We start from the raw sequence: 21,200 nt of genomic DNA, 5'->3' as shown, positions 1-21,200 counted from the left end.
ATTATTCAGTCCTCAATGATTTTACCGGATTCATGAGCGCAGCCTTTACAAACTGAATACTCACGGTAAACAGGGCGATCAGGATAACAATAAGAGCGGTAAGGGCAAACATCCACCAGTACAGGTGTATCCTGAAAGCAAAATGATGCAGCCATTGCTCCATACAGAACCAGGCTACCGGCACGCCAATAACAATACCCGCCAGCACCTGTTTCAGGAAATCCCGCGATAGCAGCGCAGAGACATGTACCACCGAAGCCCCCAGTACTTTACGGATGCCAATTTCTTTGGTGCGCTGCCGGGCTATCAGCATAGACAATCCCAGCAAACCGATACAGGCAATAAACACGGCCAGGCTGGCGAAAATGCCGAAAATCTGTCCCATGGCCCGCTCACTGGTGTATTGCGACTGCAGGTCCTGTTGTACAAAAGAATAGTTGAGAGGGTTATCAGGGACCAGCTTATTCCATACCTTCTCAATACTTGCCAGCTGGGCAAGATGGTTCCCCCGCGCAAGCCTGACAGTCAGCACCTGTGCATCCTGCGGCCTTACCTGGTATATCACGGGCTCAATCTGGTAATGAAGGGAACGGAAGTTAAAATCTTCTGTGACGCCGATGATCCTTCCTTGTTTAACCAAATGGCCCGGCCGCCACTCAATACGTTTGCCGATAGGATCTGTTAACCCCAGTCTCCTGACAGCGGCCCGGTTGACAATAAAAGCGTCAGTAGAATCTGTGGCCATCGCAGGATCAAAGTCCCTGCCGGCGATCAGCCTGATGCCGGTGGTCTTCAGCAGGTCATGATCTCCATTGATTACATTGGCTACAAAAGCTTCTTTGTCTGAGCCGCCCGCCATGCCTATAGGACAGTCCATCGAGATACCTGTGCCCACCAGGAAGTTGCTCAGTGATGCCTGCTGCACACCGGGCAACTCCTTCAATGCCGCTTTCAGCAGTTGTGCCCTGGACACCGTATCAAGACCATCAACGTATATATTGACCAGGTGTTCTTTATCAAAACCAAGATTTTTTTGTTGCCAGAAACGTAGCTGTGTATACACTACGGTGGTGGCAATGATCAATATAACAGCTATCGCAAATTGTGATACTACGAGCGCCCGGCGGACGAACGACCTGGTGGCCGCCGCCATAAACCGCCCCTTTAATACCCTGACGGGCATCAATCCCGACAGGTATAAGGCAGGATAACTGCCTGCCAGCAGGCCTACTATAGCTGCCAGCCCCAGCAACCCACCGTAAATAAAACTGTCTGTGGAAGTAAATAACCGCAGGGATTTTCCGGTAATACCGTTGAATAACGGCAGGAAAATCAATACCAGTATCAACGCTGCTACAAGCGACAAAAAGCTGATCAGGACTGACTCTGCCAAAAACTGGAACGCCAGGTGTTGCCTTTCTGCTCCCAGCACTTTGCGCAATCCCACTTCCTTTGCCCTTTCATGGCCCCGCGCGGTAGTCAGGTTCATGAAATTGATACAGGCTATTAATACAATAAATACAGCGATAGCGACGTAAAGACGGATTGCCATCATATTGTCGGTTCCCCCCTTGTCACCTTCCGGACGTAAATGAACGTGCTGTAGAGGCTGCAGCTCCAGGGAAAAATGAACGTCGTACTTTTCGATAATATGGCCGATGTGTAGTTTAACAAAGTCTTTCAGCAACGGCTCCATTTTTTTAGGGTCGGTGCCGTCGGCCAGTTGCACATAGGTTACGTTACTACTGAACATGAACCATAGCTTTTCCCACGTTTCATGCCGGCTCATAAGGGTGGAAAAAGACTGAATGATATCCATCCGGAGATCTGTATTGGCCGGCATATCCTGTGCTACGCCGGTAACAGTACAGGTATAGTTATTGTCTACTTTAAGCGTTTTACCGATAGGCGATTGCTGACCAAAATATCTTTTGGCAGCACTGGCGGTAAGCACTACCGTATAGGGGTCTTTCAGCGCGGTGGCAGGATCACCCTCCAGCAGCGGAAAATCAAACATCTGAAAAAAAGAGGCATCGGCATAACCGGAATGTTCTTCCAGTATCTTCTTGTCTCCCTGGGTAAACAACGTAGTGTTGGAAGTGAATATCCTGACCGCATCCCTGATGCCGCTGATCTCCTTTTTAAGCGCCGGACCAACTGGAAACTGGATTGACGCCCCGTAGTCCATGGTGCCATTGGCTGTATTAGTTTCTATCTTGGTAAGGCGGTAAATGTTATCTGCTTTGTGATGGAACCGGTCAAAGCTCAGCTCGTCCCGTACATACAGCACGATGATGATACAACAGGCCATTCCCACTGCCAACCCACAAATGTTGATGGCAGTGAGAAATTTATGCCGTTGTAAATGACGAATGGCGATCTTGAAATAGTTCCGGAACATAATGCGGTAATTTTAGAATGGCGGAAGAAAAAAATCACACGTGAAACTGTTCCTTTATATTCTCAGTCACTACCCGTCCGTCAAATAAATTGATGATACGGTGCGCGAACCCGGCATCGTAAGGTGAGTGAGTCACCATGATCAGCGTAGTACCGGCATTATTGAGTTCCTGCAACAGCTTCATCACTTCTTCGCCGTTGGAGGAATCGAGGTTACCGGTGGGCTCATCCGCGAGGATCAGATTGGGTTTGGCCACTACGGCGCGGGCGATGGCCACGCGCTGTTGCTGGCCACCGGACAGCTGTTGCGGGAAGTGGTTACGGCGATGCATAATATTCATCCGCTCCAGCACCTCTTCTACTTTCTGTTTTCTTTCTGCCGGCGCCACTTTGAGGTATAGCAATGGCAACTCTACATTTTCATAAACCGTCAGTTCATCAATCAGGTTGAAGCTTTGGAACACGAATCCTATAGAGCCTTTGCGCAGCTGTGCACGTTGGCGTTCGCTCATTCTCGCCACTTCTTTTCCCCAGAAATGATACTCACCGTCACTGGGATTGTCCAGTAACCCAAGTATGTTCAACAAGGTTGATTTACCACAACCAGACGGCCCCATGATGGCCACAAACTCTCCGTCCTGCACTTCCATGTTGATCCCATTGAGTGCGGTTGTTTCCACTTCTTCTGTTGTGAACAGCTTTTGTAAGTTAACGGTACGTATCATATCGTTTGATTGTCTTTAATGAATGATGGTTTTTACATTAGTTTATATAAAAATGGATGATCGCTAGAAAGCCAGTACGTCTTTGTTACCAAAGTTCTCGTAGGAAGAGGTGATCACCTGGTCACCCGGCTGCAGCCCTTCCAGTACTTCAAAATACAAAGGATTTTTTCTTCCAAGGGAGATATTACGCTTAACCGCCTTTTTCCCGCTGCGGTCCACTACATATACCCAGTTGCCGCCGGTATCGGAAAAGAATCCGCCAAGGGGCAATAACAGCGCTTCCTGTGATTTGCCCAGTACCAGCCGGATGGGGGTGGACTGACCACGGCGGATGCCTTCAGGTGTTTGTTTTTCAAAATTCATATCTGCCTGAAAACGACCGCTTTTAACTTCGGGATATACTTTCGTCACCACCATGTCGTATGATTTGCCGTCAAACTCAAAGGTGGCTTTTAACCCTGCGAATACCTGTGATACGTAGTGTTCGTCAATATCTGCGCGCAACTTAAAACCGTTCAGATCGTCAATCTGGCCGATATTCTGGCCGGCGGTAATGCTGGAGCCAACCTCCACATCAATGGAAGATAACTGGCCAGACACCGGGGCCCGTACGATCAGGCTGTTGAGGTTTTGTTTCATCAGCTCCAGGTTACGCTGTGTGCGGGACAATGTTCCTTCCAGTTGTGAAATCTGCTGCCTGGCGTTATCACGCTGATAGGCCTGAGATTGCAACTGGATCTCACGCTGGCGCTTAAGACCTTCCAGCTCTATCTTGTTTTTGTTGAATTCCTGGCGGGCAACGATCTTTTCGTCTACCAGCTGCTTATTGCGGTCATAAAGGTCCTGCGCGGCATCGATCTTGGCATCAATGTCCGAAATGGTCTGCTGCATCACGAAATCCTGCTGACGGATATTCAGACGGGTATTCTGCAATTCGTTCCGTAAACGGTAGATCTCTGTTTCATGGTTCACAAATTCCATCATCATATGTTGGTTGTCCAGCTTCAGGATGGAATCCCCTTCTTTTACCATGCTGCCGCCTTCCAGGTACTTACGGCTTACATAACCGCCCTCGATGGCGTCAAGACGGATGGTTTTCAAAGGCATCACCACAGCGGTAACAGCGATATATACATCGAAAGTCCCTTTCTTGACAGCGGAGATGGTGATTTTGTCCTTCTCCACGTTCAGCGTGGCCCGGTGGTCCGCAAAGATCAGTGTGTATATTAACAACAGCGCTACCAGACCGCCTCCGCTGATCATCAGGATGCGTTTTTTATTCCAGAACTTCTTTTCTATTTTTCTGTCCATGTTAATTACCAAAAAGTTTGTGCCCATGGAATTCCAATCCATATGCCAAAGGACAAAACGCCCTACCAACAAGCATCATAGCGGATAACCGTACTTAAAAAATGTCCTGTGGCGGACAACCGGTGTTCATAAACGGACACTTTTCGGAAAGCGGGAAATAAAGCGCTTTTGTAAAAAATCTTTCTGTAATATTGTTGCATTCACCTTTTACCCATGACCACCATGCAACCCGGAAAAATTCTGATCGTTGACGACGATGTTGATGTATTGCGCGCAGCCCGTCTGCTGCTGAAACGGCACTTTGAACAGGTGGATTTTGAAAAAAATCCGCAAAAGATACCTTATCTGGTCACCAACTTCGACTACGATGTTATCCTGCTGGATATGAACTTCACCCGTGACCTGAGCAGCGGCAAGGAAGGGTTTGAATGGCTGGACCGTATCCTCGATATCAAGCCGGATACTGCAGTAGTACTGTTTACCGCCTACGGCGATGTGGAAATGGCAGTAAGGGCCATTAAATCCGGTGCAGTGGACTTTGTGCTCAAACCATGGGAAAATGAAAAACTACTGGCCACCATACAATCAGCCTATAACAAACGCGCGGCCAAGCTGGACAAGCCGCCGGTAGTACATAATACCGGCAACCTGATAGTTGGCAACAGCCCCGCTATGCAGGCCGTGTTTGACACCGTTTCACGGGTGGCCGCCACCGATGCCAATGTGCTCATTCTCGGTGAAAACGGCACCGGCAAAGACATGCTGGCCAGGCATATCCACCAGCAGTCACACCGCAGCAGCAAACCGATCGTCAGCGTCGACCTCGGCGCTATCAGCGAAACACTCTTCGAAAGCGAACTTTTCGGACATGTGAAAGGCGCCTTCACCGACGCCCGCGAAGACAGGGCCGGCCGCTTCGAAGAAGCCTCCGGCGGCACTATCTTCCTCGATGAAATCGGCAATATATCCATCCCCTTTCAGGCCAAACTACTGACCGTACTGCAAAACAGATCAGTGACAAAAGTAGGGTCCAATAAGAGTATACCCATCGACGTTAGACTGATCTGCGCCACCAATCGCAATATCCAGCAACAGGCCGCCCAGCACCTCTTCCGCCAGGACCTGCTGTACCGCATCAATACCATCGAAATACACCTGCCTCCCCTGCGCGAACGCCAGGAAGATATCGTGCCGCTGGCAGAACATTTCCTGCAACTGTACCGCGAAAGGTACAAGCGCCAGGTCAACAGCCTGCATGAATCACTCATTCAGCAACTGGAAAAATATGAATGGCCCGGTAATATCCGCGAATTGCAACACGCCATAGAAAGAGCCGTTATCCTCTCACAGGGCAAAACACTACAGGCCAAAGACGTATTCGTGAAAAACAACAACACCCAGGACCCGCAGATGGACACCGGCTACAACCTGGAAGAAATGGAACGCACCATCATCACCCAGGCCATGAAGAAGTGCAACGGAAATATCACCGAAGCCGCTAAAGAACTGGGCCTCAGCAGGGCGGCGCTTTACAGAAGGCTTGAGAAATACAATATTTAGCTCCCGTTTGCCGGGCCCGCCCCGGCAAACTACTCTACCATGAACCGTTTCAGCGTCAATATCATCCTTCGCATACTGCTGCTCACCATCTCACTGGCCGCTGCGGTATGGCTGTATATGCGCGGCATGACACCGCTGGCAGTCCTTACCATCCCTTTGATACTGCTGCAGATTTACGGCATCTACTATTACCTCAACAGGATCAATCGAAAACTCACCCTGTTCCTTGAGTCTATCCGGTATGAAGATTTCTCTATCCGCTTCAGCGCTGATAACCAACTCGGTAAAAGCTTCCGGATGCTCAATCATCAGTTCAACGAAGTACTGGAAGCCTTCCGCCAGACCCGCGCTGAAAAAGAAGCCAATCTCAAATACATCGATACCATTATCCAGCATATCAGTATCGGCGTGTTTTCTTTTGATGCCGAAGGACGGATAGAACTGATCAACCCAGCAGCCTTCCGCCTGCTGGGCATCTATCGACTGCGCAATATTTCGGAACTGAAACCGGTACATCCCGGTCTCGCTGAACTGTTGACAGAGCTGTCTTCCGGTAACAAAATCCTGTACGCCACCCGCCAGGAACAACAACTGTCCATCCAGGCCGCTACCGTGCGCTTACAGGGACGTCTCATCAAACTGATATCTATTCAGAACATCCACTCGGAACTACAGAAAAAAGAGCTGGAAGCCTGGCAGAACCTGACCAAAATACTGCGACATGAGATCATGAACTCCGTCACTCCCATTGTGTCGCTCATTGGCACGATGAAAGAAATCGTGGATCTCGATATTGCTCCTACCGCCGGTAACGGAGAAGGTATTGATGACCTCCGGGAGGCCCTGCTGACAGTGGAAAGCCGCAGTAAAGGCATCATGAACTTTGTAAATGCCTACCGCGACTACACCACCCTTCCGCAGCCACAATTCACGCAGGTCAACATCAAATCGCTCGTATCTACCGTGAGCAGCCTTTTCCAGGCCGACATGAAACAGGCCGACATTCATTTTCAACTCGAAGTAGACGCGGAAAACGTGGAGATACATGCCGATATATCCCAGTTGCAGATGGTATTGATCAACCTGGTAAAAAATGCTATGGACGCTCTGGAACAGACAGACAATGCCAGTATCCACATGAAAGTGTACCTCAACAACGTACAACAGGTATGCATTGAAATCACCGACAACGGCCCCGGTATTGACACCGAAGCGATGAACAAAATTTTTATTCCTTTCTTCACAACCAAAAAAACCGGTTCAGGCATCGGCCTCAGTTTGTCTCAACAGATCATTCAAATGCATGGCGGCCAGTTGAAGGTGTTAAGTCCCGGAAATAACGGAAACGGGTCTACGTTTCTTATTCTGCTGAATACCTGATGTTTGTGCAAAAAGTTTGTTATCTTGTAATAACAACCTGCACAACTCATGAACAAATCCGGATGGTTAGCACTGTATTTCCTGACTTTGTTTGCCGATCTCGTATTGATCAGCCTGAACATGGACAGTCTTCGGTTTGCTACCAAACCCCTGCTGGTTCCCTTGTTGGCCGTTTACTTTTTGACAGCCGGTGAAGCTATGCCGGCCAAACAAAAGGCCTGGATGTATGGCGCCATGCTGTCGTGCTTACTGGGAGATGTACTGCTGATGTTTGACCACCTGTTCTTGTCCGGACTTGGCTGTTTCCTTGTCGGCCATATTTTTTACATCATTTTTTTCCTGACGATCCGATATTCCAACCCACCCGTACCCTTTTGCAAATATCACTGGGTATTTCTGAATGCCGCGGCAGTCATCGGTTATATCCTTTTCCTCATCCCCTACCTCGGTAATATGCTCATCCCGGTGATCATTTATTCACTGGTAATCTCCATCATGCTGCAAAGCGTGATACATGCCTTCCATTTCCGCTATCAGCGGATGGCCTGGTATTGTCTAGCTGGCGCAGTGCTGTTTGTTCTGTCTGATTCGCTCATTGCCCTGAACCGGTTTTACCATCCCCTGCCGGCAGGCGGACAACTGGTCATGCTTACCTATGGACTGGCGCAGGCCGGACTGGTTTATGGCGCCGTACAGTATTACCGCCGCTGACAAAAATCACCGGTATTGGTAACAAAAAAGCGGTAATTTCGTAGCCTATGCAGCAAACAGATTTTCTTGTCATCGGTTCCGGGATTGCAGGTTTGACCTATGCACTCAAAGTATCTCAGCAATGCCCTGATAAAACGATTACCATTATCACAAAAAGCCGTGAAGATGAGACCAACACCAAGTATGCACAGGGCGGCGTGGCGGTGGTCAATGATTTGGAAAACGACAGCTTTGAAAAACATATAGAAGATACCCTGATCGCAGGTGACGGGCTTTGCAACGAACGTACCGTGGAAATCGTTGTCACGGAAGGCCCGGAAAGAGTGAATGAAATCATTGAATGGGGCGCTAACTTCGACAAAAACCCTGATGGTGATTTTTCTCTTGGCCGTGAAGGCGGGCACTCCGTTTTCAGGGTGATCCATCATAAAGATATTACCGGTAAAGAGATTGAACGCGCATTGCTGGAAGCTATTCACCGCCGTCCCAATATTAAGCTGGTCACCCATTGCTTTGTGGTAGACCTGATCACCCAGCACCACCTGGGCTATCTGGTCACCAAATCCACGCCGGATATCGAGTGTTATGGGGTCTATGTACTCAACCTCAACAATAAAAAAATAGAAACCATACTGGCAAAAGTTACCCTGCTGGCCACCGGTGGCAACGGGCAGGTGTACCGTAGTACCACCAACCCTACCATCGCTACAGGCGACGGCGTGGCCATGGTGTACCGCGCCAAAGGCCGTATCGAGAACATGGAATTTATCCAGTTCCACCCTACGGCTTTTTATCAGCCGGGTGTCAACCCTTCTTTCCTGATCACGGAAGCTGTACGGGGTGATGGTGGTATTCTCCGTAATATCCACGGTGAAGATTTCATGCACAAGTACGATTCCCGCCTGTCACTGGCGCCTCGTGATATCGTGGCCCGCGCCATCGACAGTGAAATGAAGATCACCGGTACCGAGCATGTGTATCTCGACTGCCGGCATATGGACATCGAAAAGTTCATTCATCATTTTCCCAATATTTACGAGACCTGCAAAGCTGCCGGCATCGACGTACAAAAACAGATGATTCCGGTAGAACCTGCGGCACACTACAGCTGCGGCGGTATCAAAACCAACGAGTGGGGCCAGACCTCCATCCGGAACCTGTATGCCTGTGGCGAATGCGCCAGCACCGGCCTGCATGGCGCCAACCGCCTCGCCTCCAACTCCCTGCTGGAAGCCATGGTGTTCGCCCATCGCTGCTTCATGGACGCTACCAGCAAAATAGATACCCTGGAATACCGGGACAATGTGCCGGACTGGGACGCACGCGGTACTACTGCCCCCCGGGAAATGATCCTTATTACCCAAAGTCTCAAAGAGCTGAAACAGATCATGAGCGACTATGTGGGCATTGTACGTACCAATGAACGTTTGGCCCGCGCCCTGCGCCGCCTGGATATGCTGCATGAAGAAACGGAGGCCCTCTACGAGAAAACGGAAGTGTCGCCTCAATTGTGCGAACTGCGTAACCTGATCACGGCCGCATACCTGATCGTAAAAGGTGCGTCCTTCCGCAAAGAAAGCAGAGGCCTGCATTACAATACAGACTATCCATACAAATGTGAACTGGTACAAAATATTGTCTTGTAAGCCAACCCACTGGTTTTCATTACCTTTGCGGGGTATTCAAGTTTAGATAGAGAGGAATATGTACTATTTGCTTCTTGTATTTTGTTACGGTATTTCCTTCTTGCCATTCCCGGTACTCTACTTCATCAGTGATATACTGTATACACTGGTGTATCATGTATTTGGCTACCGGAAGCAAGTAGTGCTGGCCAATATGAAACAGGCGTTTCCCGACAAGTCGCCGGAAGAAATCAAACTGCTGGCTAAAAAATACTACCGCAACCTTACCGATATGATGGTGGAAACCATCAAACTGCTCACCATGAGCAAAGCACAGCTGCAAAAGCGCTTCGTATGCGATCTGACGGTACTGCATGAACTGTATGCCAAAGGAAAAAGCTGTCAGCTGCACCTGGGGCATAATTTCAACTGGGAATGGGCCAACCTCTTCTGTATGCAGGGCGTATCCTTCCCCTTTCTGGTGGTATATATGCCGCTCAGCAGCAAACCGGCCGACCGCATGTTCCGCCATTTCCGGGAGAAATTCGGGTCCATCCTTATCCCCGCCAATGATATGGCCAACAGCATGAAGCCATGGCTTGACAAACAGTATCTGATTGCACTGGTGGCTGATCAGAACCCCGGTAATCCGAAGAGCTGCCTCTGGTATCCGTTCCTCAACAAGATGACGCCTTTCTACAAAGGCCCTGAAATGGCAGCCCGTAGAAACGATATCCCCGTGGTGTTTGTGGATATCCGCAAAACCAAACGTGGTTATTATCACGCTACCCTGAAGCTGATGTTTGAAGAGCCGCAAAAGGAACCCGTTGGGAAAATCACCGAAACCTTCGTGCGGTTCCTGGAGAATAATATTCATGAACAACCCGAAGTATGGGTATGGAGCCACAGAAGATGGAAACATCAATACCCTGGCACCATTGAAACGAACGTATAAACGAAAAGGCCTGAGCAGTAGCTCAGGCCTTTTCGTTTATACGTTTACCCGTTATCATCCGGGTATTTTCAGTTTCTGTCCGGGGAAGATCAGGTTGGGGTCTTTGATCTGATCTTTGTTTGCTTCGAAGATGTCTTTCCAGGAAACGCCGGGATAGTTCTTCGCAATTTTACTCAGACTGTCGCCGGATTTTACTTCATAGACCTGTTCACCACCGCCACCATCGGCAACAGCGATATTCATTACTACGTCAGCAGAACGCATTTCGGGGTCCAGCTTTTCGTAGGTGCTCCACAGTTGGTCTTTCACCGCTGCAGTGGCCTCTCCGTCGATGTACAGCACATTGTCCTGTTCCCTTACCTGTAAATTGGTAACGCCGGCGCTGTTGGCCTGGCTGATCAGTTCCTGGTATTTATCCTGTAAGCTCATGACAGTAATTTTTTAAAGGGTTATTTCAATTTAAGATTGTTGTTGACTTTCTTAGGCTTTGATTCCTGGGCTGTCTGAATGATTTTACGCAGATCGCTTTTTTTAGCTTCACCAGTCAGGGTTACTTCACCATTGGCCACGGTAACGGTTACTGTAGAAAATCCGCCTGCGGCATAAGCAGAATCAAGGGTTTTCTTCAGCACATCGTCGGGGTTAATGGTAACCGGAGCCGGGGCTGGTTCCGGCGCTTTCACCGTGATATTGTTAGTAACGGATTTTACACCGGAAACACCTTTTAAGGCTTCTTCCGCTGCTGCTTTGGCGGCATCGTCTGTTACTTCGCCGTTCAGCGTTACCACACCGCCTTTCACTTCAGCAGTGATACCGGGAATAGTGCTCAGTTTTTCATTAACGGCCTGCTGGATCTTGCTGTCCGAAGGCTTACAGGCGAAGAAGAAGACGCCCATCACCATCAAAAGGGCGAGTGCTAAGGATTTTCTATTCATGGTTAGAAAGTTTTAGTCCCAGAAGATAACAAATAACGTGCTAATAGAAAATTTTTTCTCGTTTAACTTATTGTTAACCAATCGGAAATTGATACAACTATAATGACTGTGTGAAAGAAAGCCCCTGTGAATAAAGGATTTGGGAGAAATATGGCTGCAGTGGTATATATTATTTTATTTATCTATACAAAAACAGGCAGGCCGCAAAGGAATCCCTTGCGGCCTGTTGATATTTGATATACTGTAATGGGAAAATGCTTAGTTGAGCACATTTTTTTCCTGTACTACCTCCAGTCCTTTTTCATCTTTCATTTTGGCGAAACCACCATCTACATTACGCAGGTTGTGGATACCTTCTCTCTTCAGGATAGAGCAGGCAATAATGCTGCGGTAACCGCCCTGGCAGTGAACATACAGGTTCTGATGTTCTTCCAGGCCGGCGAGGTTGGCAGGGTCCATCATATCACCGAGCGGCAGGCTGAGGGCATCTTTAATATGTCCGTTGGCGTATTCAACCGGTTTGCGCACGTCCACGATCACGAGATTTTCATCATGCGGAACGTCCATCGCCAGTTCATCTGCTTCTACGGTGATGATCATGTCTCTTTCTTCACCGGCTGCTTCCCATGCAGGGAAACCACCTTCGAGGTAACCGTTCACGTTTTCGAAACCTACACGCGCCATTCTTACCACTGTTTCTTCCTCTTTACCAGGTGTGGTGACCAGGATAATTTCCTGATCAAAAGGCAACAGGCTGCCGGCCCATTCTGCGAAACGGCCTTCCAGGCCAATGCTGATGGATTCAGGCACAAAACCGTCGCCGAATTCAGCAGCCGGACGGGTATCGAGGATCAGGGCACCCGCCTTGCTCTTTTCTTTGAATGCAGCCACAGAAAGCGGTTGCAGCGCTTTAGCCATCACAGCCTGCAGGGCATCGTAACCTTCCTTATTGATTTTTGCGTTGATCGGGAAATAAGATGGAGGTGTAGCTAGACCACTTGTCACTTCCTGGATGAACTGGGCCTTGTCAGTCGCCAGCAGTGCATAGTTAGTGCTTTTCTCTTCTCCGATGGTACTGTAGGTGTTCGGACCGAGGTTTTTACCACAGGCTGATCCGGGGCCATGCGCCGGATATACGATCACGTTATCGGGCAGCGTCTTGATCCTGCTGTTCAGTGATTCAAACAGATAGCCTGCCAGCTCTTCCTTGGTAAGGTTGCCGCTGAACAGGTCAGGGCGGCCTACATCGCCCACAAACAGGGTATCACCGGTGAAAACGGCATGCGGCGCTTTACTAGCGTCCAACAGCAGGTAACAGGTCGATTCCAGTGTATGGCCAGGCGTATGCAACACTTTAATGGTCACATCACCAATGGCAAATTCTTCGTTATCTTTTGCCACGTACGCATCGAAGCCGGTTTCAGCATCCGGGCCAAACACGATCTGTGCGCCGGTGGCTTTGGCCAGTTCCAGATGGCCCGACACGAAGTCAGCGTGGAAGTGTGTTTCAAAAATGTACTTGATGGCAGCATTACGCTCTCTGGCAAGGTCCAGGTATACATCGATATCCCTCAGCGGATCTATCACCACGGCCACTCCCCCTGATTCAATGAAGTATGCCGCTTCTGACAGGCAATTGGTGTATAATTGTTTTACGTACATGGATTGGCTTTTTGAATTGTTGGTTTTTGTAATCCTACAAATTTACAAATAAATCACCCCCCGCACGTATGGATAAAATCTATACTAAAATAAAAAAGTAGCCTCGCGGCTACTTTTTCAATAATTCAATTCCGTATTTAAAAATGGCTAATATGCATTAACCAACCAGTTCTTCCACAAATTTTGCCACCTCAGCAATACGCTGCTTGTTGATGGTGTAGTGGATGAACTTACCATCTCTTTCTGTAATTACAATACCAGCCCGTCTTAATATGGCCAGATGCTGCGATGCTACCGATTGTTCCAAACGCAATTTTACATATATCTCTGTCACAGTCATTTTCTTATGGTCCTCCAACAGCTTAATCATCTGCTGGCGCAACTTATGGTTGATAGCACGCAAAACCATAGCGGCCTTTTTAACGGCAATGTAATCCAATTTGATCTGGTCTTTTTCATTGTTACCTCTAGAAATAATAAGAGTATTAGAAGAGGTAGTTAATAATGTTTTTTCCATCGCATAATAGTTTTTAAAAAATGATGAAATGAAAGGGATCAACGGACAGTAATCGCAAAACAGTTAGACAACAAATGCGGTTATCGATTTATACAAAAATATAATATCTGTCACAATAAAAAAAATTTCTATACCTTATTTTATCATATATAACCCGGCGATATGTGCAAATTAGATGTAATTTGACAATTCCGTGACAAATAATACGAACGTGTTAGGGTTTTTGGGGGAAATAAAAGCCTTTCAGATAAAAAGGACTGAAATAAGCGAGGTCAGCAAAGGATTTTTGAAGGAATAATTTTTCTGCCAGTGGCGCCATATGCGCAGCACTCATTTCATGGGGAACAAAAACGGCATTATCGATGGAAGGCTGCATGGCGGCCCATTTGGCACTGCCATTGCCGAAAAAATATATCTTTTGCTGCGACAGCCAGGCATCCATTGAGCCCGGCTCCAGTATCAGCGCCTGTGGCTCCAGCACCGGCTGCAGCGAGGCATCATAAATAGCAGTGAACACTTCCTGCCGGCGCGCGTCCAGCATAGGGCAATACCAGGCGTTATCATCCTGCACGGCATCTTTGGCGCCCTGCGCCATCATCTGCAACGTGGGAACAGCCAGCAACGGCTTATTCCAGGCATAACACAGACCTTTGGCGGTAGCCACGCCTACACGTAAACCCGTATAAGATCCCGGCCCCGCGCTCACCGCCACCGCATCCAGCTCTGCAGCGGTAACGCCCTGCTCACGCAATACCTGCTGCACATACAACACCATCGCAGCGGCATGGTCCTGCTGCTGCTCGTTAACAAGCGTCTGTAATGCTTTACCATCGCGTGCCAGGCTCACCGAACCGGTGGTAGTGGCTGTATCTATGCTCAGTATTAATGCCATTGTTATATCGCCTCGTATTCTGTTTGTAATAATGCAGCTACCTCGTAACGGTCATCACCGGTAGCATCGTGTACTGCTTTCAGTACTTCATACACATGTTTCACGCCTATACGCTCACACCACTCAAAAGGCCCCAACGGATAATTGGTGCCCAGCTTCATGGAGGTATCAATATCCGCGCGGGAAGCAGTGCCTTCCTGGGCTGTCAGGTACGCTTCATTAATGATCATGCATACTACCCTTGGCGTCACCATCCCCGTAGCATCCGCCACCAGCGTGTATTCCCAATGGAGCTGGTACATGATGTCTGCCAGCACCTCCTGCTGTCCGTCGTCCATCAGCGTCACTTCCAGCAACGGCAGACTGATAAATCCCGGCAGGAAATTACATCCCATAATATTGAAACCCTGCTCAAACGCATAATCGTTCATCACCTGGGACAAGGATGTTTTCACAATCCCCGCAAGCACCGGCACCCCCGGATTACGCGCGTATACCGCTGCATGGTCCGGCCGGTCATCGAAAATAAGATCTATCACCAGGTCAAACGCTTTCACAGACAATACTTCTTCCAGACTGGTTCTCCATTGCACCTGATGCCGGGAAAGATCTCTCTGCTGTAATTCATCATACCGCTGCGCATCTGCTATTACGAGGATATTCATGCGTTAAATTTCGGCAAACCTAAGAAAAAAATCCCTTTATCTTCCTGTTAAACCCACCTCCTGCCGGGCAATAGCCGATGCCGGCACCACTTATTTATTTATTTTCGTTATATGGAAAAGCAAATCATCAATACCAATCAGGCGCCCGCTCCTATCGGGCCATACAACCAGGCTGTAAAAGCTGGTAATATTCTCTATGTGTCCGGTCAGATTCCTCTTGACCCCGCCACCGGCGAGCTGGTAAAATCAGGCATCACCGATGAAGCCCACATGGCCATGAAAAATCTGCAGGCAGTACTGAAAGAAGCCGGTCTGACTTTCGACGCCGTGGTGAAAACCACCATCTTCCTGACAGACATGAACGATTTCCCTAAAGTAAATGAAGTGTACGGCAGCTACTTCACCGGCAACTATCCTGCCCGCGAAACCGTACAGGTGGCCGGTTTGCCCAAGGGAGTGAATGTGGAAATATCCGTGATAGCACATAGCTAAACCTGTGACGCTCTAAAGAGAGATCACAAAAAAAAGACATGCCCGCGGACATGTCTTTTTTTTACGCTAGTATTTTTCCTGGCTGCCGGATGAATCAACTTTCTCCGGTTTGGGGGTGCTGTTGCCGAACAAGGTAGCGGCCAGTCTTGTGTCGTGACCATACACATCGTCGCGGAAGTTCAGTTTTCCTTTGCTGTCCACGAAGGCGGTGAAGTAAACGATAAACACCGGTACCTTGTCTTTCACGGTGACAAACCTTTCTTTATTGGCATTCAGCGCATCATCGATCTTCTTCTCGGTCCAGCTGGAATCTTTGCGGAGCAGCCATTCCGCCAGATGTTTCGGCTCGGCTATACGAATACAGCCATGGCTGAAGGAACGTTTATTCTCCCCGAAAAGATAGCGTGCAGGCGTATCATGCAGGTAGATGTTATACTCGTTGGGGAACAGGAATTTCACCTTGCCCAGTGAGTTCCTGCCACCAGGCCGTTGCCGCACGATATAGGGGAAATTGCCACCGGAATATTTGCTGAAATTGATGGACCCGGACGGTATCACTTTGCCGCTTGCCCCTACGATCTCCATGTTCTGACGGGCCAGATAGCCGCTGCCGCTGCGTTTAAGGCCCGGCAACACCTCTTTGGCCAGAATGCCCGGAGGCACGTTCCAGTAAGGGCTGAACACCACATAACGCAGGTCTTTGGAGAACACCACCGTATTGGCTCCCGGTTTGCCAACAACCACATTGCAGCTCCAGTCCAGTTTCCCTTTATCATACACATACATGGTAAAGGCCGGGATATTCACCAGGATATAGTCTGTGGTAGGTTCCAGCGGTACCCAGCGGGAACGTTCCATGTTCACCAGTATCTGACGGATACGTTGTTGCAATGGCACATTCAGGGCGTCTACCGTGGTTTGTTTGATGATGCCGTCCACTTTCTGGCCCATGCGTGCCTGATAGGAACGCACCGCGCTGTCCAGTTCCGGTGTAAAGCGGCTGCTGCTGTCATTAACGGCCAGGTCGCCCAGTGCCGTCAGCCTGTTTTTTACGGCAACGATCACCCGGGAAGAATCTCCTTTTTTGAACGTCGCTTTCTGGGCGATATGAACGGAGTCCCATTTCGTAGAGGCTTCCAGGTTAGCCAGCTTTTTCAGCTCGTTGCGCAACAGTTTGTATTGGCGGTTCACCGGTTCGTCTTCTTCAAAAGCATTGGATTTCTTGCGGACCACGGAGTCCAGCAGGCTTTCCATATCTATTTTTTTCCGGGGGATGAACCATTCGAGGTCTTTGGCCGAATCAGCGGTGAGGCCGCCCCATACTTTATTGCCGTAGGCAAAGAACTGGGCGGTCAGCAGTACTTCCAGCTGTGGCCGGGCCGTGTCAGCGATGCGCAGTCCGGCGTCGCTTTGCAGCAGGCTATCGGTCAGCTGTTGCAACTGCGGATTGATCAGGCTGCTGTCTTTAATACCATAGGAGGCATCATTTTTCATCATGTTGATGAAGTTGGCCGCCTGCTCTGTCAACGAGTCTTTGTTGATCCAGGCATAATGGTACCCCCGCTTCTGATAGAAATTGCGGATGTATTCATCATACTGGTCAAAGTTGGTGTTCCCTGCCAGGAATTTATTGAGCAGGTTACTGTCCAGCGTCTCTTCAATATACGCCTCTTTTGTATAATGTGTAGTGTCTCTGATTTTCAACCTCTTGCGGAAGCCACCGTTTTGTTGGCAGGCAACGAGGATGATCAGGGCCAATAAAGAGAGGGTCGTGTAAAAACGTACGGTCATAAGAGTAATGGATGTGATTAAGAAACAAGAACAAACATGACAACAAACAGTATGGGATTAGCTACTGCTTTATCGCATAAATGTATGAAATATATACAGTTTGAAGGAGGATTTGGGATTTAACAAATGAAAATAAAAATTTGAAAATTTGGATATTGAAAGTTGTTTCAGGTCTCCAAATTTTCAAATCTTCAAATAGTTTTATAGTTTGATTTCTTCGTCATTAGCGTCGAAGAAACGGTATTCAGTGAGGTGGTAGTTGGTGTCTGCTTTGAGTTTGATCCACTTTTTGTATTGGAAATACCATCTCCATTGTTTGGAGGTAAGGAAGCCCTTTGTCAGGTAAGCGTACAGGATCGGGTGTACGCGGATGGTCAGTCCTTTGTGTTGGTGGTTCAGGAGGTATTGCAGGTTTTTCTCGATATCTTCCAGTATCAGCATAGAAGCGCCGATTTTGCCTGTACCGCGGCAGGTGGGGCAATCTTCGGCCACCGAAATGGTGATTTCCGGTTTTACGCGCTGGCGGGTGATTTGCATCAGCCCGAATTTGGAGATAGGCAGAATGGTATGTTTGGCCCTGTCCTGCGCCATGAATTTCTCCATGGCTTCGAAAACGGTCTTTTTGTTTTCCGGCAGTTTCATATCGATAAAGTCGATGATGATAATACCGCCAAGGTCGCGCAGCCGGAGCTGACGGGCAATTTCTGCAGCAGCTTCCAGGTTGGACGCGAGGGCGTTTTGTTCCTGGTTGTTGCTCGAGCTTTTATAGCCGCTGTTAACGTCTATTACATGCAGGGCTTCCGTTGCTTCAATGATGAGGTACACGCCGCTGTCGAGGTTGACGGTTTTCCCGAAGGAAGCCTTTACCTGGCGGGTGATACCAAAGTTGTCGAAGATGGGTGAGCCGTTATTGTAGTAGTTAACGATGTCCTGCTTTTCCGGAGCGATCTTCTGGATATACGTTTTGGTATCTGTATAGATATTTTTATCGTTGATCACGATCCGGTTGAAGCTCTCGTTGAGCAGGTCACGAAGGATACTGGTGGTTTTGGTTTGCTCGCTCAGAATTTTCTGGGGAGCCTGGGCACCGTTCAGGTTGGACTGGATATTTTTCCAGGTTTGAACGAGCGTGGTCAGATCTTCGTGCAGTTCAGCTGTCTTCTTTCCTTCCGCAGCGGTCCGTACAATCACGCCGAAATTAGGCGGTTTGATGGCTTCCACGATTTTCTGCAATCTTTTTCTTTCTTCGGAAGAATGGATTTTTTTAGAAACCGCTACAATATCGTTAAAGGGAGTTAACACGATGAATCTTCCGGGAAGAGAAATTTCGCAGCTCAGGCGGGGGCCTTTGGAAGAAATGGGTTCTTTCAGGATCTGTACGAGGATGTTGGGTTTACCGCCGAGTACGTCAGTGATTTTTCCTGTTTTAACTATTTCCGGTTCATTTTTAAACTTAGTGAAATCAAATCCTTCAGGTGTTTTATCGCTGATGGCAGTTGCAGTAAATTTAAGAATGGAACGGATATAGGGGCTGAGATCCGTATAATGTAAAAAGGCATCCTTCTCGAAGCCTACGTCCACAAATGCAGCATTCAAGCCGGGTATCAGCTTTTTCACTTTGCCCAGGTATAAATCGCCTACTGCAAAGTTAGGGTTGCCGCTTTCGTGATGCAGTTCCACTAACTTTTTATCTTCCAGTAACGCAATTTCCACACCTGTGGGAGCCGCATTTATAATAAGTTCCTTGTTCAAGCGTCCAAAATTTTAACCTTTAAAACTTCACCTTTTATGCTATGCACACAGCTATGTAAGAACAGCTTACTGCATACCAAACAATAGCTCACTATAAAGTTAGCATATTCTTCACCGATGTGATGATGGATTGCTTAAGGGTTCAGCGATCACTGCAGGCAACGTCCGGGGATCTGGTTGCGGGATCTATGGAAACAACCTGCATGACTCAGGCAATTTAAGATTAAATGCCAGAATCATGCAGGGTATATGAAAATTTTTTATCCGACCACCGCGCCGGGAAATACCTGGTTAGTATAAATGGCGGGAAACTGGAGTAATTATTTCTTCTTACTTTTATGCCGGTTCTTTCTCAGTCTTTTTTTACGCTTGTGAGTGGCAATTTTATGTCTTTTTCTTTTCTTACCGCAAGGCATACGCTTATACGTTTTTAAATGATGGAAAAAATAAAATATTATTGAATGCTCTTAATATAGCTGTCTACTTCTTTTTTCAACTCCGGATCGGTCATGGCCTGTTTGCTTTTTTCAAACAACTCAATCGCTTTCTGTTTGTTGCCTTTGCTTCTGTAGGATTCTGCCAGCACAAACAGTACTTTGGCATTGTCCGGGTGTTTCTGCATCACGCCTTCGAGTCTTTCGATAGCTTTATCATACTGGCCTGATGTAATGGCCAGGTTCGCTAAAGTAACCTGTGCGTCGATATTATCAGGATTTTTGGCTACGACTTCCTTCAATTTGGCAACTCCCTTCATCGGTTCGCCGGTGTTCATATACACCATGGCCTGTGATATCTTCAGGGTGTCGTTGGCCGGGTTCAGCTGAATCGCCTGTTCAAACAGTGCGCTAGCCTGGTCGGCTTCCCATTTTGCAATTCGTGGATCCTGAGCATGTTGCAGGTGAGCCAGAAACAAATTGGCTGCAAAGGTGAGGCTTTTTTCGGAATTTTCCAACTTAGCGGCTTCGCCAAGATAATGAGCCGCCACAGGAAGCTGGTTGAGGCTGTCCCAGGTATTATACAACTGTTTGTACGCAGCTATTTGCTGGGCTTTCACGTCCCCGCGTACAACGTTGGTCTCAATCGTGTTGATTAATAATAATTTTTCAGCAGGAATCTTCCCTTTCGCCGTTTCCAGTAGTTCGGAAAAGGCAATAGGCTCTACACCCTGACCGCCCTGCATAGGAGCGGCAGTTGACATAGCTTGCTTATCTGACCGGGGTACAGTACGGCCAAAAGCATATAAAACCACCAATAGTGCTACAGCTGCACCAACCAGGAGAACTTGTGACTTTCGCATCGCCTAAAGATTAGGCTGCAAAACTAAGAACTTTTAAGCTTCTTTACCTCAGCAACAAATTCTTTAGATGGCTTGAACGCCGGAATAAAATGCTCCGGAATCTCCACCGCTACGTTCTTCTTGATGTTGCGGCCAATCTTGGCGGCCCTTTTCTTTGTGATAAAACTGCCAAACCCACGGATGTAGATGTGTTCACCGTTGGCAAGAGCTTCTTTCACCTCTTTAAACATAGCCTCCAGTGTGACTAAAACATCTACTTTGGGGATGCCGGTTTTTTCAGCAATGTTGTTTATTAAATCAGCTTTTCTCATATGAAAGCGAGAGGATTACTTTACTCTCAAAGTTAATTTAAAAATTTTAATTGCTGAATTTTAAGCAAATAAATTTTATCATTTTTTCTTATACCTGTATTGATGATAATTTACATTTATTTGCAGGCCCGGAAACGGTATCTGGTGTACCTCCATAGGGTTTTAGGACAGCTTTTACCATATCAATTTACTAAATAATTTTATTAAAATAATATATAA

General features: G+C 47.9%; 19 protein-coding genes. 6 read left to right on the top strand and 13 right to left on the bottom strand.

Annotated elements, in window-relative coordinates; translation table 11 throughout:
• Position 1 precedes the first annotated feature (1 nt).
• The 3 genes from HGH92_RS12700 to HGH92_RS12690 form a co-directional block, all read right to left on the bottom strand.
• Complete coding sequence (locus HGH92_RS12700; protein ID WP_168871079.1) at positions 2 to 2,401, bottom strand: ABC transporter permease; 2,400 nt, start codon at positions 2,399 to 2,401, stop codon at positions 2 to 4.
• Positions 2,402 to 2,435: 34 nt separating this feature from the next.
• Positions 2,436 to 3,125, bottom strand: coding sequence for an ABC transporter ATP-binding protein (locus tag HGH92_RS12695; RefSeq protein ID WP_168808079.1), 690 nt, complete (start codon positions 3,123 to 3,125; stop codon positions 2,436 to 2,438).
• Positions 3,126 to 3,188: 63 nt separating this feature from the next.
• Positions 3,189 to 4,436 (bottom strand): efflux RND transporter periplasmic adaptor subunit, encoded by a 1,248-nt coding sequence (locus HGH92_RS12690; protein WP_168871078.1) that lies wholly within the window; start codon positions 4,434 to 4,436, stop codon positions 3,189 to 3,191.
• A gap of 213 nt (positions 4,437 to 4,649) precedes the next feature.
• On the opposite strand from HGH92_RS12690, the gene HGH92_RS12685 reads away from it, so the two are divergent.
• Genes HGH92_RS12685 through HGH92_RS12665 form a run of 5 tightly spaced genes read left to right on the top strand, consistent with a single transcriptional unit; the run spans position 4,650 to position 10,667 of the window.
• Positions 4,650 to 5,996, top strand: coding sequence for a sigma-54-dependent transcriptional regulator (locus HGH92_RS12685; RefSeq protein WP_211092583.1), 1,347 nt, complete (start codon positions 4,650 to 4,652; stop codon positions 5,994 to 5,996).
• 39 nt (positions 5,997 to 6,035) lie between these two features.
• Complete coding sequence (locus tag HGH92_RS12680) at positions 6,036 to 7,376, top strand: sensor histidine kinase (RefSeq protein ID WP_168871077.1); 1,341 nt, start codon at positions 6,036 to 6,038, stop codon at positions 7,374 to 7,376.
• A gap of 48 nt (positions 7,377 to 7,424) precedes the next feature.
• Positions 7,425 to 8,087, top strand: a complete 663-nt coding sequence (locus HGH92_RS12675) for a lysoplasmalogenase (protein ID WP_168871076.1) — start codon at positions 7,425 to 7,427, stop codon at positions 8,085 to 8,087.
• A gap of 47 nt (positions 8,088 to 8,134) precedes the next feature.
• Positions 8,135 to 9,733 (top strand): L-aspartate oxidase, encoded by a 1,599-nt coding sequence (nadB, locus tag HGH92_RS12670; RefSeq protein WP_168871075.1) that lies wholly within the window; start codon positions 8,135 to 8,137, stop codon positions 9,731 to 9,733.
• A gap of 58 nt (positions 9,734 to 9,791) precedes the next feature.
• Complete coding sequence (locus tag HGH92_RS12665) at positions 9,792 to 10,667, top strand: lysophospholipid acyltransferase family protein (RefSeq protein ID WP_168871074.1); 876 nt, start codon at positions 9,792 to 9,794, stop codon at positions 10,665 to 10,667.
• 54 nt (positions 10,668 to 10,721) lie between these two features.
• On the opposite strand, the gene HGH92_RS12660 is transcribed toward HGH92_RS12665, so the two are convergent.
• The 6 genes from HGH92_RS12660 to HGH92_RS12635 form a co-directional block, all read right to left on the bottom strand.
• Positions 10,722 to 11,096, bottom strand: coding sequence for a LysM peptidoglycan-binding domain-containing protein (locus HGH92_RS12660; RefSeq protein ID WP_168871073.1), 375 nt, complete (start codon positions 11,094 to 11,096; stop codon positions 10,722 to 10,724).
• A gap of 20 nt (positions 11,097 to 11,116) precedes the next feature.
• The gene (locus HGH92_RS12655) at positions 11,117 to 11,602 is read right to left on the bottom strand and encodes a BON domain-containing protein (RefSeq protein ID WP_168871072.1); all 486 of its coding nucleotides are present in this window, start codon (positions 11,600 to 11,602) and stop codon (positions 11,117 to 11,119) included.
• Positions 11,603 to 11,860: 258 nt separating this feature from the next.
• Positions 11,861 to 13,264, bottom strand: coding sequence for an MBL fold metallo-hydrolase (locus tag HGH92_RS12650; RefSeq protein ID WP_168871071.1), 1,404 nt, complete (start codon positions 13,262 to 13,264; stop codon positions 11,861 to 11,863).
• Between the two features lie 157 nt (positions 13,265 to 13,421).
• Positions 13,422 to 13,781, bottom strand: a complete 360-nt coding sequence (locus HGH92_RS12645; RefSeq protein ID WP_073084462.1) for an ArsR/SmtB family transcription factor — start codon at positions 13,779 to 13,781, stop codon at positions 13,422 to 13,424.
• A 214-nt stretch (positions 13,782 to 13,995) separates the two neighbouring features.
• Entirely contained in the window at positions 13,996 to 14,673 is a 678-nt protein-coding gene (gene tsaB, locus HGH92_RS12640) for a tRNA (adenosine(37)-N6)-threonylcarbamoyltransferase complex dimerization subunit type 1 TsaB (RefSeq protein ID WP_168871070.1), read from the bottom strand.
• Positions 14,674 to 14,675: 2 nt separating this feature from the next.
• On the bottom strand, positions 14,676 to 15,338 hold the full coding sequence (locus HGH92_RS12635; RefSeq protein WP_168871069.1) for a 3-hydroxyacyl-CoA dehydrogenase family protein: 663 nt from the start codon (positions 15,336 to 15,338) through the stop codon (positions 14,676 to 14,678).
• 111 nt (positions 15,339 to 15,449) lie between these two features.
• Here HGH92_RS12635 and HGH92_RS12630 point away from each other — a divergent pair, with 111 nt between their 5' ends.
• Positions 15,450 to 15,830 (top strand): RidA family protein, encoded by a 381-nt coding sequence (locus HGH92_RS12630; protein WP_168871068.1) that lies wholly within the window; start codon positions 15,450 to 15,452, stop codon positions 15,828 to 15,830.
• A 66-nt stretch (positions 15,831 to 15,896) separates the two neighbouring features.
• On the opposite strand, the gene HGH92_RS12625 is transcribed toward HGH92_RS12630, so the two are convergent.
• From HGH92_RS12625 to HGH92_RS12610, 4 genes are all read right to left on the bottom strand, one after another.
• On the bottom strand, positions 15,897 to 17,621 hold the full coding sequence (locus HGH92_RS12625; protein WP_168871067.1) for a murein L,D-transpeptidase: 1,725 nt from the start codon (positions 17,619 to 17,621) through the stop codon (positions 15,897 to 15,899).
• Positions 17,622 to 17,822: 201 nt separating this feature from the next.
• Positions 17,823 to 19,373, bottom strand: a complete 1,551-nt coding sequence (locus HGH92_RS12620; protein ID WP_168871066.1) for an Rne/Rng family ribonuclease — start codon at positions 19,371 to 19,373, stop codon at positions 17,823 to 17,825.
• 454 nt (positions 19,374 to 19,827) lie between these two features.
• Positions 19,828 to 20,670: a tetratricopeptide repeat protein gene (locus HGH92_RS12615; protein ID WP_168871065.1), complete on the bottom strand. Its 843-nt coding sequence runs from the start codon at positions 20,668 to 20,670 to the stop codon at positions 19,828 to 19,830.
• A gap of 23 nt (positions 20,671 to 20,693) precedes the next feature.
• Entirely contained in the window at positions 20,694 to 20,981 is a 288-nt protein-coding gene (locus tag HGH92_RS12610) for an HU family DNA-binding protein (RefSeq protein ID WP_073084475.1), read from the bottom strand.
• Positions 20,982 to 21,200 lie beyond the last annotated feature (219 nt).

The organism is Chitinophaga varians (genome assembly GCF_012641275.1).
GTDB classification, from domain to species: Bacteria; Bacteroidota; Bacteroidia; order Chitinophagales; family Chitinophagaceae; genus Chitinophaga; species Chitinophaga varians_A.
Note: the sequence above shows the minus strand (reverse complement) of the source record. Positions and strands in the feature narration are given on the sequence as shown.

Excerpts from the sequence above, each read along its gene's own strand:
- HGH92_RS12700 (WP_168871079.1), bottom strand. The coding sequence starts at position 2,401 with ATGTTCCGGAACTATTTCAAGATCGCCATTCGTCATTTACAACGGCAT.
- HGH92_RS12695 (WP_168808079.1), bottom strand. The coding sequence starts at position 3,125 with ATGATACGTACCGTTAACTTACAAAAGCTGTTCACAACAGAAGAAGTG.
- HGH92_RS12690 (WP_168871078.1), bottom strand. The coding sequence starts at position 4,436 with ATGGACAGAAAAATAGAAAAGAAGTTCTGGAATAAAAAACGCATCCTG.
- HGH92_RS12685 (WP_211092583.1), top strand. The coding sequence starts at position 4,650 with ATGACCACCATGCAACCCGGAAAAATTCTGATCGTTGACGACGATGTT.
- HGH92_RS12680 (WP_168871077.1), top strand. The coding sequence starts at position 6,036 with ATGAACCGTTTCAGCGTCAATATCATCCTTCGCATACTGCTGCTCACC.
- HGH92_RS12675 (WP_168871076.1), top strand. The coding sequence starts at position 7,425 with ATGAACAAATCCGGATGGTTAGCACTGTATTTCCTGACTTTGTTTGCC.
- nadB (WP_168871075.1), top strand. The coding sequence starts at position 8,135 with ATGCAGCAAACAGATTTTCTTGTCATCGGTTCCGGGATTGCAGGTTTG.
- HGH92_RS12665 (WP_168871074.1), top strand. The coding sequence starts at position 9,792 with ATGTACTATTTGCTTCTTGTATTTTGTTACGGTATTTCCTTCTTGCCA.
- HGH92_RS12660 (WP_168871073.1), bottom strand. The coding sequence starts at position 11,096 with ATGAGCTTACAGGATAAATACCAGGAACTGATCAGCCAGGCCAACAGC.
- HGH92_RS12655 (WP_168871072.1), bottom strand. The coding sequence starts at position 11,602 with ATGAATAGAAAATCCTTAGCACTCGCCCTTTTGATGGTGATGGGCGTC.
- HGH92_RS12650 (WP_168871071.1), bottom strand. The coding sequence starts at position 13,264 with ATGTACGTAAAACAATTATACACCAATTGCCTGTCAGAAGCGGCATAC.
- HGH92_RS12645 (WP_073084462.1), bottom strand. The coding sequence starts at position 13,781 with ATGGAAAAAACATTATTAACTACCTCTTCTAATACTCTTATTATTTCT.
- tsaB (WP_168871070.1), bottom strand. The coding sequence starts at position 14,673 with ATGGCATTAATACTGAGCATAGATACAGCCACTACCACCGGTTCGGTG.
- HGH92_RS12635 (WP_168871069.1), bottom strand. The coding sequence starts at position 15,338 with ATGAATATCCTCGTAATAGCAGATGCGCAGCGGTATGATGAATTACAG.
- HGH92_RS12630 (WP_168871068.1), top strand. The coding sequence starts at position 15,450 with ATGGAAAAGCAAATCATCAATACCAATCAGGCGCCCGCTCCTATCGGG.
- HGH92_RS12625 (WP_168871067.1), bottom strand. The coding sequence starts at position 17,621 with ATGACCGTACGTTTTTACACGACCCTCTCTTTATTGGCCCTGATCATC.
- HGH92_RS12615 (WP_168871065.1), bottom strand. The coding sequence starts at position 20,670 with ATGCGAAAGTCACAAGTTCTCCTGGTTGGTGCAGCTGTAGCACTATTG.
- HGH92_RS12610 (WP_073084475.1), bottom strand. The coding sequence starts at position 20,981 with ATGAGAAAAGCTGATTTAATAAACAACATTGCTGAAAAAACCGGCATC.